Annotated in this window: 9 protein-coding genes; 5 read left to right on the forward strand and 4 right to left on the reverse strand. The window is 72.1% G+C overall.

The features are described from left to right. Positions 1-44 precede the first annotated feature (44 nt). The 3 genes from QSK36_RS14860 to QSK36_RS14875 all read left to right on the forward strand — a co-directional run bounded on the left by QSK36_RS14860 (position 45) and on the right by QSK36_RS14875 (position 5470). Positions 45-2069, forward strand: coding sequence for a sensor histidine kinase (locus QSK36_RS14860; RefSeq protein ID WP_285782804.1), 2025 nt, complete (start codon positions 45-47; stop codon positions 2067-2069). 81 nt (positions 2070-2150) lie between these two features. Further along, positions 2151-3671, forward strand: a complete 1521-nt coding sequence (locus QSK36_RS43500; protein WP_352240292.1) for a BTAD domain-containing putative transcriptional regulator — start codon at positions 2151-2153, stop codon at positions 3669-3671. A 50-nt stretch (positions 3672-3721) separates the two neighbouring features. Beyond that, entirely contained in the window at positions 3722-5470 is a 1749-nt protein-coding gene (locus QSK36_RS14875; protein ID WP_183539326.1) for an NAD+ synthase, read from the forward strand. On the opposite strand, the gene QSK36_RS14880 is transcribed toward QSK36_RS14875, so the two are convergent. Then, positions 5467-5694, reverse strand: coding sequence for a hypothetical protein (locus QSK36_RS14880; RefSeq protein WP_285782805.1), 228 nt, complete (start codon positions 5692-5694; stop codon positions 5467-5469). The two genes, QSK36_RS14875 and QSK36_RS14880, sit on opposite strands and share 4 nt — an antisense overlap. Positions 5695-5857: 163 nt before the next feature. Between QSK36_RS14880 and QSK36_RS14885 the strand changes: the two genes are divergently transcribed. After that, positions 5858-7474 carry a fibronectin type III domain-containing protein gene (locus QSK36_RS14885; RefSeq protein ID WP_285782806.1) on the forward strand — a complete coding sequence of 539 codons (1617 nt, stop codon included), beginning with the start codon at positions 5858-5860 and terminating at the stop codon, positions 7472-7474. A gap of 287 nt (positions 7475-7761) precedes the next feature. On the opposite strand, the gene QSK36_RS14890 is transcribed toward QSK36_RS14885, so the two are convergent. The 3 genes from QSK36_RS14890 to QSK36_RS14900 all read right to left on the reverse strand — a co-directional run bounded on the left by QSK36_RS14890 (position 7762) and on the right by QSK36_RS14900 (position 11654). Beyond that, entirely contained in the window at positions 7762-8385 is a 624-nt protein-coding gene (locus QSK36_RS14890) for a TetR/AcrR family transcriptional regulator (RefSeq protein ID WP_183539322.1), read from the reverse strand. 7 nt (positions 8386-8392) lie between these two features. Continuing rightward, the gene (locus QSK36_RS14895; protein WP_183539896.1) at positions 8393-9907 is read right to left on the reverse strand and encodes an MFS transporter; all 1515 of its coding nucleotides are present in this window, start codon (positions 9905-9907) and stop codon (positions 8393-8395) included. Positions 9908-10319: 412 nt separating this feature from the next. Then, positions 10320-11654: an MFS transporter gene (locus QSK36_RS14900; RefSeq protein WP_285782807.1), complete on the reverse strand. Its 1335-nt coding sequence runs from the start codon at positions 11652-11654 to the stop codon at positions 10320-10322. A 201-nt stretch (positions 11655-11855) separates the two neighbouring features. On the opposite strand from QSK36_RS14900, the gene panB reads away from it, so the two are divergent. Then, on the forward strand, positions 11856-12701 hold the full coding sequence (gene panB / locus QSK36_RS14905; protein WP_183539318.1) for a 3-methyl-2-oxobutanoate hydroxymethyltransferase: 846 nt from the start codon (positions 11856-11858) through the stop codon (positions 12699-12701). The last annotated feature ends 55 nt before the right edge of the window (positions 12702-12756 follow it).

The raw sequence follows: 12756 nt of genomic DNA on the forward strand, positions 1-12756 counted from the left end.
TTCCTGGTCAGAACGGAACGGGACAGGACATAATCCATCGCAGGATGGACGAGAACCCCCCTGCCTTTCCCGTGCGGGCGGTGGCCTGGGCGATGGCGGCCGTGGCACTGGTCCTGACCCTCGTGGGGGTGCTGGTCCAGGTCCGGATCCCCGCGGAGTGGCAGCCGCACCCCCCGTTGACGCCGGACTTCGGCGTCGCGCTCACGTTCCCGCTCACGGGAGCGTTCCTGGTGTCCCAGCGGCCCCGGCTCAGCATGGCCTGGCTGATCTGCGTGGGCGGCCTGCTGGGGTCGGGCAACGTGGCCTTCACGGCGCTGATGTTCCACTGGGCTTCGCAGGGCGACATGGGAGCGGCCATCACGGCCCGGGCCGTCCAGTTGATCTGCTGGGCGGTGTCGGGCCTGCTGCTGGCGGTCATGGTGCCGCTCTACTCGCCCACCGGGGCGCTCCCCTCCCGCGGCTGGCGCGTGGTCGTCGCCGCCGGCGCCGCCGCCACCCTCGCCGAGGTCGTCCTGGGCCTGCTGCGGCCCGACCCCGACCCGGCCGCGTACGACTGGCCGGAGGTGATCCACAACCCGCTGCAGGTCAGAGGTCTCGTCCCGTACTACGGCACGGCGTGGAACGTCCTGCAGTACGTGATCCAGGTCTGTGTGGTGGCGGCGCTGGCCTCGCTCGTGCTCCGGCTGCGGCGCGCCGATCCCGTGACGCGGCGGCAGATCGCCTGGCCGCTGTCCATCTTCGCCGTGTACGTGGCGCTGTACCTGCTCGGCCCCGCGATGTGGCTGCCCGCGACGCTGTGGACGGCGCTCATCCCGTTCGGGATCCTCTTCGCGGTGCTGCGCTACCGGCTGTACGGCATCGACACGGTGATCAGCCGGACGTTCGTCACCGCCGGGCTCCTGGGCACGATCAGCGCCGTCTACTTCGGGGCCGGGGCGGTCTCCAGTCTGGTCGTGTCCGGATACCACCAGGTGGGCGGCCTCGCGGCGGCGCTGTTCGCCGGTGCGTTCTTCCAGCCGCTGCGCCGCGCCCTGCAGCGTGTGGTCGATCGCGCGCTCTACGGCAGGGTGGGCGATCCGGCGCTGCTCGCCGAGCGGCTGACGCAGGAGGTGCGGCGGGCCGACCCCGGCGAGGCGCTCGCGTCGGTGGTGACGGTCGTGCGCGAGGGCCTGGCCGTGGACGGGGTCGCCGTCGAGATCGCCGACGGCAGGCCGCGATACGTCGAGAGCGGCCAGGTCGGGCCGTCCCCGCGCGAGGTGCCGCTGGTCTGGCACGGCGAGCCGGTGGGCCGGCTGCTCGTCGGCCCGCCGGGAACACGGCGGTTCGCCCCCGCCCACGACGAGCGGGTGCTCTCCACGCTGCTCCCCTACGTGGCCGACGTGGCCCATGCCGTGAGGATGGCCGCCGACCTCCAGCGCTCGCGCGAGCGCATCCTCGCCGCCCGCGAGGAGGAGCGCCGGCGGCTGCGCCGCGACCTGCACGACGGGCTCGGCCAGACGCTCGGGGCGATGGCGATGACGATCAACTTGGCCAGGATCAGCCTGGCCAAGTCGCCGGACACGGCCGACGACCTGCTGCGGGACCTGCGGGTCGGCATGGACGCGGTGGCCGGCGACATCCGCGAGCTCGTGTACGGCCTGCGGCCCCCGGCGCTCGACGACCTGGGGCTGGAGGGAGCCGTACGGGCGCTGGCGGAGGAGACGCTGCCCGCGGGGACGGACGGCGTCGAGGACGTCTCGGTGCGGGTGGACGGCGATCTCGCCGGGCTGCCCGCCGCCGTGGAGGTCGCGGTGTACCGCATCGCGCAGGAGGCGCTGAACAACGTGCGCCGTCACGCGCGGGCCACCCGCGTCGAGGTCCGCGTCACGCGTCCCCCGGCCGGGGACGGCGGCGGCGAGCTGCGGGTGACGGTCGCCGACGACGGCATCGGCCCGCCCGCCCGGCTGCGCGCGGGGGTCGGCATGTCCTCCATGCGCGAGCGGGCGGCCGAGCTGGGCGGAAGCTGCGTGGTCGCCGCCCCCGACACCGGCGGCACGGTCGTCGAGGCCCGGTTCCCGCTCACCGCCTGAGCGCCCGCCGCGCGCCTCGTGACCCAACCGAGAGGCGCTCGGCACGACCGGGAGTGCCACTGCCTCTACGCTTACCGTGCGATGGTGACTTTTCGTGCTCTTGGGCCGTTCGAAGCGATTACCGATGGCGAGACGCTCGACCTGGGCGGCCAGCGGCAACAGGCCGTGCTCGCCCGGTTGCTCGTGGCCGGAGGGCGCGCCGTACCGGTGAGCGTGCTGATCGACGAACTGTGGCCCGGCGAGCCGCCCGCCCAGGCGTTGTCCACGATCCAGGGGTACGTCTCCCGGCTGCGGCGGGCGCTCGAACCGAACCGCGCGCCGCGCGAGGAGGCCGGCGTCCTGGTGTCGGCCCCGCCCGGCTACGCGCTGCGGGCGGCCGTCGAGGACGTGGACTCCTGGCACTTCGAGCACCTGGTCAAGAGCGACCACGATGGCCCGGCCGCGACGCTGGAGCGGATGGAGACGGCCCTCGCCCTGTGGCGCGGACCCGCGCTCGCCGGGTTCCAGGAGCTGGCCTGGGCGCAGACCGAGGCCACGCGGCTGGACGAGCTTCGCCTGCTCGCCGTGGAGCGCCGCGCGGACGCCGCGCTGCGGCTGGGCCGCACCGGCCCGATGATCCCCGACCTGGAGGCGCACGCGTCGGCGCACCCGCTGCGGGAGGAGGCCTGGCGGCTGCTGGCGCTCGCGCTCTACCGCGCCGGGCGGCAGGGTGACGCCCTCGGCGCGCTGCGCCGGGCCCGGGAGGCGCTGCGCGACGAACTCGGGCTCGACCTCGGCCCCACCTTGCAGAGGCTGGAGCAGGACATCCTCGTGCAGGCCGAGCATCTGGACGCCCCCGATCCTGCCGCCGGCGGGCCTCTGAACGGGCCGCTGAAAGGGTCGCCGAGCGGGCACGGTGTGGAGCCGTCCGCGCCGTCCGCGCCGTCCGCGCCGTCCGTGCCGGGGGTGGCGGCCCTGCGCGTGCTGATCGCCGACGACCAGGCGCTGGTGCGCACCGGTCTCAAGGTGATCCTCGACAGCGAGCCGGGGCTCGACCTCGTCGGGGAGGCGGAGAACGGCGAGCAGGCGATCGCGCTCGTCCAGTCGGCGCGGCCCGACGTGGTGCTCATGGACATCCAGATGCCGCGCCTGGACGGCCTCGCGGCGGCCCGGCGGATCCTCGCGGCGGAGGCGCCACCGAAGGTGATCATGATGACCACCTTCGGCACCGACGAGAACCTCTACGCCGCGCTGCGGGCCGGAGTGAGCGGCTTCGTGCTGAAGACCTCCGCACCCGAGCAGCTCATCGCGGCGGTCCGGGCGGCCGTCGCGGGTGACGCGCTGCTCGATCCCGCGGTCACCACGCACCTCATCGCGGCCTTCGCCGGGCGGCGCGACCCGGCGGCGCCGGAAGGCCTGTCCGACTCCGACATCGACCTGATCAAGCTCGTCGCCCGGGGCTTCACCAACCGGCAGATCGCGATGACGCTCGCCGTGCCGGAGCAGGAGGTCGCCGACGAGGTCACGGCGCTGCTGCGCGGCCTCGGCCTGGTCGACCGCGCCCAGCTCGTGGTCCTGGCGTACGAAAGAGGGCTGGTCAGCCCCGGGTCGCCCGGCGCCTGACCCTTATCGTCGCTTTGACGACAAATCATCGGACACCTTAGGGTGGGACCGTGGCTCAACTGCGTATCGCTCTCGCCCAGACCAATCCGGTCGTCGGTGACATCGCCGGCAACGCCGACATGCTCGTCGAGTGGACCCGCAGGGCCGCCGAGCGCGGCGCGCACCTCGTGGTGTTCCCCGAGATGTTCCTGACCGGCTACCCCGCCGAGGACCTGGTGCTCCGGTCGTCGTTCGTGGAGGCGTCGATCACGGCGCTGTCGAAGGCGGCCACGCGACTCGCCGACGAGGGTCTCGGCGACCTCCCCGTCGTGGTGGGCTACCTCGACCGGGCCGACCTCGCCCCGCGCGTGGGACAGCCCAAGGGCGCTCCGCTCGACGCGGTCGCCCTGCTCCACGAGGGCCGCGTGGTGACGAAGTCGGCCAAGCACCACCTGCCGAACTACGGGGTGTTCGACGAGTACCGCTACTTCGTGCGCGGCGACCGCCTGCCGATCTTCCGCCTGCACGGCGTGGACGTCGCCGTGGCCGTGTGCGAGGACCTGTGGCAGGACGGCGGTCCGGTCTCGGTGGTCGCCGAGGCCGGCGCCGGCCTGCTCGTCGTCCCCAACGGCTCGCCGTACGAGACGAACAAGGACGACGTGCGGCTGGAGCTGTGCGCGCGGCGGGCCCGTGAGGCGGGCTGCGCGCTCGCGTACGTGAACATGGTCGGCGGCCAGGACGAGCTGGTCTTCGACGGCGACTCGCTCATCGTGGACGCCTCCGGGGAGCTGGTCGCCCGCGCGCCGCAGTTCGAAGAGGACCTGTTCGTCACCGACCTGGAGCTCCCGGAGGGCACGGGCGAGCTCGGCGAGTCGCGCCACGACGCGCACGACGGCACGGTCATCACGGTCGAGCGGGTGCTGCTGTCGGCCGCGCCGGTCGAGCCGTACGAGCCGGAGGCGCCGGTCGTCGCCGAGCGGCTGGACGACCTGGCGGAGATCTACAACGCGCTCGTGCTCGGCGTGCGCGACTACGTGCGCAAGAACGGCTTCCGGTCGGTCATCCTCGGCCTGTCCGGCGGCATCGACTCCGCCCTCGTCGCCACGATCGCCGCCGACGCCGTCGGGCCCGAGCGGGTCCACGTGGTGCTGATGCCCTCGCGCTACTCCTCGGACCACTCGATCACCGACGCGGAGGAGCTGGTGCGCCGCCAGGGGGTCGACTCCCAGGTCGTCCCGATCGCCGACATCGTCTCGGCGTTCGAGAAGGAGATCGAGCTGCACGGCCTCGCGGCCGAGAACCTGCAGGCCCGCGTGCGCGGCATGCTGCTGATGAGCCTGTCGAACGAGCACGGCCACCTGGTGCTGACTACCGGCAACAAGAGCGAGCTGGCCACCGGCTACTCCACCCTGTACGGCGACTCGGCGGGCGGGTTCGCCCCGATCAAGGACGTGCTCAAGAGCGTGGTCTGGAAGCTCGCGGAGTGGCGCAACGCCCAGCCGGGACAGCCCCCGATCCCGGAGAACTCGATCACCAAGGAGCCGAGCGCGGAGCTGCGGCCCGACCAGCGCGACACCGACTCGCTCCCGCCGTACGAGGTGCTCGACCGGCTGCTGCGCGACTACGTCGAGCGGGACATGGGCCGCGACGAGCTGGTCGCGGCCGATCACGACCCCGAGCTGGTCACACAGATCATCCGCCTGGTGGACCTGGCCGAGTACAAGCGCCGTCAGTACCCGCCGGGTCCGAAGATCACGCCCAAGAACTTCGGCCGCGACCGCCGCCTGCCCATCACCACCCGCTGGCGCGAGCGCCTTTAAACACCCACGTCGCGGGTGCCGACCAGCAGCCAGGCGCCGAGCAGCGCGGCGGCGGCCCACGCGGCCGTCACGCCGAGTCCCTCCCATGGGCCGATCCGAAGGTCGTCCAGGTGCGTGGTCGTGGCCGCGAACGTCGTCGCGATCACGCCGCCGCCGAGAGCAATGGCGACACCGGCGGTGGAGCCGCCCGGTTGACCGTCACCGAGGAGACGGCCAAGACGCACGTGAGAGCCGGGTGCTGGGCAAGCTCGGCCTGCGCGACCGGACCCAGGCCGTCGTCATGGCGTACGAGACCGGACTGGTCGTGCTCCGCTCCACGGGATCTCCGGGCCGACCTGACCGGGCCGGACCTGACCGGGCCGTCCGCTCATCGTCAGCCCCGTCTCGGTGCACGGCGGCTCCGCCCGCGGACCCGCGTCCGGCTCCACGGCCGTCACCGGCTGGTCGCTCCAGTTCGACCTGCCCGCCGGTGTCACGGCGGGCAATCCGCAGAACGCGACCATCAGCCAGAACGGCACGAAGGTCAGGCTCACCCCCGCCTACTACATCAACACGATCCGGGCGGGCGGCACCACCGAGCCGTACAGCCCCTCCTTCACGCTCAGCGCCGCGGCCCAGCCGGCCAACTGCACGATCAACGGCGCCGACTGCGACGGGACCGGCGACCCGCCTCCCCCGCCCGCCCCGCTGACGGCGACGTTCTCCGCCGGCGGGACGCAGGGGAAGTTCGTCGTGAACAACAACTCCGACACGGCGTTGAACGGCTGGTCGATCGTCTTCGAGCTGCCGGCCGGGGTGACCGCGAGCGGCGCCCAGAACGGCACGCTGAGCCAGAGCGGGCGGCAGGTCACGCTCACCCCGGCCTTCTACAACTCCGCCGTCGCGGCGCACGGGTCGACCGAGCCGTACAGCCCCACCTTCACGCTCAGTGCGGCGGCCGAGCCGGCGAGCTGCCGGATCAACGACGTCAGGTGTGACGGCGCGGCCGACACGCCGCCGGGCGCGCCGGCGAACCTCCGCGCCACCGTGAAGACCACCAAGACGGTGACGCTGGCCTGGGACGCCGCGACCCCCGGCAGCCTGCCCATCAGCGCGTACGAGGTGTACAACGACTCGGCACTCGCGGCCACGGTGACCGGGACGAGCACGACGGTCACCGGACTGACGCCGAAGACCGCCTACACGTTCACGGTCAGGGCGAAGGACCGGAAGGGCGATCCGTCCCCGGCGAGCGGCGCACTCACCGTCACGACCAACGACCCCGCCGACGACACCCGGCCGCCCACGGTCCCGTCCGGCCTGCACAGCACCGCCAAGGACGCCACCAGCGTCACGCTCGCCTGGACGGCTTCCACCGACGACAAGGGCGTGGCGGCGTACGACGTGTACGCCGGCAACGATCTGGCGGCCACGGTGACCGGCACCTCGGCCAAGGTCACGGGACTGTCCCCGTCCACCGAGTACACGTTCACCGTGCGGGCGCGCGACCTGTACGACAACGTGTCGGCGCCGAGCGATCCGGTGAAGGTGAGCACGGCCGACATCGTCGGGAGCGGCTACGCCCGCGTGGGCTACTTCGTCCAGTGGGGCATCTACGGCAGGCAGTATTTCGTGCGCAACCTCGAGACGACCGGAGCGGCGGCGCGGCTTACGCACCTCAACTACGCCTTCGCCAACATCGACCCGGTCAACCTGACCTGCCTGAACGGCGTGACCAAGGGGACGACGTCCAACCCGCAGGACCCGAGCCAGGGCGACGGCGCGGGGGGACGCGGACGCCGACTAGCGAGCGTCCCGAACTGCACGGTCAGCCATGACGAGCAGGCGGTGGCGACCTCCTGCTACACCGGCGACGGCGGCCAGTGGTGGAGCTTCGACGACGCCTGGTCGATCGGGCGCAAGGCCGCCTGGCTGCGGAGTAAGGGCCTGCTCGGGGCGATGATCTGGGAGATGTCCGGCGACACCGGCACGCTGATGGGCGCGCTCGACGCGGGCCTGAGATAAGAATGCCGTGACCGGTGCCGGGCAGGCGTCCGGCACCGGTCACGGGGTCATCGGAGGCGGCATCGCCGGCAGACGGCCGCCCGCCCTCGCGTCCATTCCCGCCAGTGGTACCCGGATCTCCCGAGAAGGCTCAGCGCGGTGCTTCCGCTCCGCGCGCAGCGCATGACGGTGACGAGCGTGGTCCGTACGACCGTCGGCCGCACGGACCGGGTCACGCCTCGGAGGTGAAGGGCCGCATCACGGCTCGGGTGGAGAGCCGGGTCACAGCTCGGGGGCGGAGGGACGGGTCACGGCTCGGAGGGGCGGGGGCGGAAGCCCTTGAGCGCCTCGTCGACGATCCGCTCGGGAACGTCGGCGTGGGACTCGCCGGGGTGGGACCACTTCGTGAGCCAGATCACCGCCCCGCTGAGGAGCGCCAGCGCCATGTCGATGTCGAGGTCCGCGCGCAGTTCCCCGGTCTCCATGCCACGCCGCAGAACCGCCGCCACCACCGCCCTGCGCGGCTCCACGGTCAGCTCGCGGAACCGCTCCGCCAGCCGGGGATGCCGCTCGGAGTCGCTCATGGCGATGTTCATGATGCAGCGGGTGCGGTGGTGGCTGGCCTCCTCCTGGATCACCCGGAGGTAGGTCACCAGGTCGTCTCGCACGGTTCCGCCCTGCGGCAGCGGGATCGGCGGCTTGAGCGACGCCAGAGCGTCCACCACCAGGTCCTCCTTGTTGGACCACCTGCGGTAGATCGTGGTCTTCCCGACACCGGCGCGGCTGGCGATCGACTCGATGGACAGCTCCGACACCCCGATGCCCTCACCGAGCAGTTCGAGGGTGGCCTCGATGATCGACCGTTCCGCCTTCTCGCTGCGCGGGCGGCCCGCCGGGCGGGCCACCCCCTCAGCCGTCTGCTGCGTCTTCATGACGAGTTCACACTACCGCCGCTTCCTTTTCGGTCTCAGCCTTGGTGACCGCGGCCTGGACCGAAGCCTTGCCCGGCATCCAGCGGGCCACCACAAGAGTGCCGACGAGGGCGACCAAGGCCGATCCGAGGGCCGCCCAGTGGATGCCGGTGACGAACGCGGCGTTCGCGGCGTCGAGCAGCCTCGTGCCCTGCGGGCCCAGGTGCCCGGCGACGCCGGCCGCGCCGGAGATGGACTCGGTCACGACGTGGCGGAGCTGCTCCGGCAGGGCCGCGACCTTGCTCTCCATGTCGCTGCGGTAGCTCGCGGACAGGACCGCGCCCAGGATGGCGATGCCCAGCGTGCCGCCGACCTGCCGGACGACGTTGCTCATCGAGGAGCCCACACCGGCCTTCTCGCGCGGCAGCGCGTTCATGATGGCCGTGGTCGCCGGGGGCATGATGTTGGCCATCGCGGCGCCCTGGACGAAGCCGAGGGCCAGCAGGATCCAGATCGGGGTGTCCACCTGCACGAAGGCGTAGCACGCCAGGGCCAGCGTGATGATGAGCATGGCCACCGTGCCGACGGCGCGGGCGCCGTACTTCTGCACCATGCGCGCGCTCTGCGGCGCGAAGATCAGCTGAGCGGCCGCGAACGGCAGCACGAGCGCCCCCGACTGCAGCGGCGAGTAGTTCCGGACGATCTGCCAGTAGAAGGCCAGGAAGAACATCACGCCCATGGCGGCGAAGAACACGAGGCCGACGGTGGCGATGGCGGTGGAGAAGCCGGCGTTGCGGAAGTTGCGCACGTCGAATGCGGGGTGGTCGATCCGGCTCTCGTACCAGACGAACGCGGCGAGGATCGCGAGGCCCAGCAGCGACGGCACGATGACCGAGACGTCGGCGACGGTGCCGAGGTCGCTGATCCGGACGATGCCGTAGACGAGGCTGATCAGGCCGAGGATGGACAGCAGCACGCCGACCGGGTCGAGACCGGACTTGTTCGGGTCCTTGGAGTCGGGCACGATCCCGGCGATCAGCGCGAGGCCGATGAGCACGATGGGCACGTTGACGAGGAAGACCGAGCCCCACCAGAAGTGCTCCAGCAGCACGCCCCCCGTGATCGGGCCGATCGCCACGGCGATGCCGACGCCGCCGGCCCAGATGCCGATCGCCTTGCCCCGCTCGTGGATCGGGAAGACGTTGGAGATGATCGCCAGCGTGGCCGGCATGATGGCGGCGCCGCCGAGACCCATCAGGGCCCTCGCCGCGATGAGCTGCATCGGGTCCTGCGCGTACGCGCTGGCCAGCGAGGCCACGCCGAACAGGACCATGCCGGCCATGAGCATCCGCTTACGCCCGTAGCGGTCGCCCAGCACCCCGAAGGTGAACAGCAGGCCGGCGAACACCAGGGTGTAGGAGTTCATCGCCCATTCGAGCTCGCTCTGGGTCGCGCCCAGACCGTGGACGGGATCGGCGATCGTCTTGATCGCCACGTTGAGGATGGTGTTGTCGAGAACGACGGCAAGCAGGCTGAACACCATCACGCCGAGGACCTGCCATCGGCGTGGGTGACCTGTATGGGCTTCTGTCTGAGCTTCCACGGATTCCCCCATGATTTCGATACGGCTGAGTTTCGCAACGCAAGCGTAGCGTTGGTCATTCCGATACGCAACGGGACCGTTTCATAATCCTGGGCGGTGCCGCTGTATCCGCTGGTCAGTTGGGCAAAAGACGCTCGGCCGAGGCACCGGCCCGCGCACTGCTCGTCCCCGGCACCCGTGCCTTCCGGCGTGCGGGGACGTCGCGGCGTCTCGCACGGCCACCCCAAAGCAGGCGGCGGACACCCTTCGCACGGCGGCCCCGAGGGACAGCCGCGCGCCCCTTGTACATCCGCACGGGGGCCGGTTCTATTCCCGCTCCGGGGCGGGATCCAATCCCGCGTGTGGCCCGGTTTCAGTCCGCGGCGGGGGCGGGCAGGGGTGTCGCGGCGTCCAGACCGGCCGTGACGTCCGAGCCGGCCGCCGGGCCGAGACCGCTCACGCCCCCCGAGCCGGCCGGCGCGGCGAAGCCGCTCACGCCCTTCGAGCCGGTCGCCGTGCTCGATCCGGCCGGGGCGAGGGCCGCGGCCGGAGCATCCCGCATGACCAGGGCGGCGAGCAGGGCCAGCGCGACGCCGACCGTTCCGGACACGGCGAAGGCCCAGGCGGGGCCGTGGGCGTCCAGGAGCCCGCCGGCGAGGGGCCCGGCCAGCGCTCCTCCGATCGTCAGCGACGTGCCGTGCAGGCCCATCGCCTCACCCCGCGCCGCCGCCGGGACGCGCCGGTTGACGGCGTCCACGGTGGACGACAGCGCCGGGGCGCACAGCAGCCCGGCCGGCACCAGCGCCAGGCACAGCCAGCCCCAGCCCCCGCCGACCAGGCCCACGGGCGCGGTCAGCACCGCCAGGCCGCCCGCGAGCACCACGGGCGGAAGCCCCCGGGAGAGCCCGCCGTACACGAACCCGCCGACGAGCGAGAACGCGCACCACAGCGCGATGACCAGCCCGGTCCAGGCGGTCGCGCCGTCCGCCTTGAGCATCGCCACGACGCTCAACTCGGTCGTGGTGAGCACGAAGGTGAGCCCGGACACCAGGCAGAGCAGGGCGAGCAGGCCCGGCCGCAGCCACTGCCGCCGGGAGACGGCCCCCTCGTGCCCCGCGTCCTCCTCGGCCGACCGTGTGGGCGGGTTGAGCAGGTACAGCGCCACTCCCGAGCCGGCCAGACCGGCGGCCACGCCGTACATCGTCGCGGTGCCGCCGAACGCCGTCACGCTCGCGACGGCGAGAGCCGGGCCGACCATGTACGACAACTCCACGCCCATCGAGTCGAGGGCGAAGCCGGTCTGATGGTTCTCCACCGGCACCATCGCGGCCACGCACTGCCGGATGGCCCCGAACACCGGCTGGCTGAACAGCCCGCCGATCAGCGCGGCCGGCAGCAGCACGGCGTACGGCATCGCCGGCGCGGCGCACCACAGGCACAGTTGCACGATGGTCGTCACGGCCAGCACCGGCCGCAGCCCGCGCCGGTCGACGAACCGGCCGACGAGCGGCGAGCCGATCGCGGCGCCCGCCATGGAGGCGGTGCCGACCAGACCCGCCTGGAGGAAACCCAGCTTCTGGTCGTTCACCACGTGCAGGGTCAGCGTCATGCCGGTGCCGGTGAGGGGAATTCTCGCGATCATGCCGACCAGCAGCAACGTCCGCACGCCCGGCAGGGCGAGCACCCGCCGGTAACGATCAAAAGCCATTGTGGTTCCTTACCTCCGCACGGCATTGTGCCGGGTGCCTCCGACATTCATGCCGCCGGGTCGCCTCATTCGTCCCTTTAGTCCCACTCGTCGCAGGCCAGGATTACGGCGCCCGTATGGGGGTGTTCCAGCCCAAGGCGGCATGCAATGATCTGACTGTCCGGGGACGCCACAGGGGCGCCACGAGGCCTGGAGGTAGCCATGTCCTCTGTTTCCGTTGTGTCCAAGCCCGCCCTCTACGGCGGGGCCGCGGGACGCAGGGTCACCGTCCGCGACGTCGCGGCGGCCAAGGAGCGCCACGAGAAGTGGCCGATGGTGACGGCGTACGACGCGATGACCGCGAGGGTGTTCGACGAGGCGGGCATCCCGGTGATGCTCGTGGGCGACTCGGCCGCCATGGTCGTCTACGGCTACGACTCGACGCTGCCCGTCACGGTCGACGACCTCATCCCGCTCACCGCCGCGGTCGTACGCGGCTCGTCGCGGGCGATGGTCGTGGCCGACCTGCCGTTCGGCTCCTACCAGGCCTCACCGCAGCAGGCCCTGGAGACCGCGGCCCGCTTCGTGAAGGAGGCCGGCGCGCACGCCGTCAAGCTGGAGGGCGGCCACCGGGTCCTCCCGCAGGTGGAGATGCTCGTGTCGGCCGGAATTCCGGTCATGGCCCACCTCGGCCTGACCCCGCAGTCGGTCAACGCCTTCGGCGGCTACCGGGTGCAGGGCCGCGGTCAGGCGGGTGACGAGATCATGGCCGACGCCAAGGCGCTGGAGCACGCGGGCGCCTTCGCCGTCGTGCTCGAATGCGTTCCCGCCGACCTCGCCCAGCGGGTCACCGCGTCGCTGAGCATCCCCACGATCGGCATCGGAGCGGGTCCCCACACCGACGCGCAGGTCCTCGTCTGGCAGGACCTGATGGGCCTGACCCCGCAGCCCGCGAAGTTCGTGAAGAAGTACTTCGACCTGGCCGGGGAGATGGACCGGGCGATCCGCGCGTACGCCGACGAGGTCGTCTCCGGCGTCTTCCCCAGGCCCGAGCACAGCTACCGCTGACGCCCGGCGGGCGGCCGCGGCAGCGCGCGGCGGCCGCCCTTGACCGGCGTCTTCC

It is taken from the genome of Microbispora sp. NBRC 16548, from assembly GCF_030268985.1.
GTDB lineage: Bacteria > Actinomycetota > Actinomycetes > Streptosporangiales > Streptosporangiaceae > Microbispora > Microbispora catharanthi.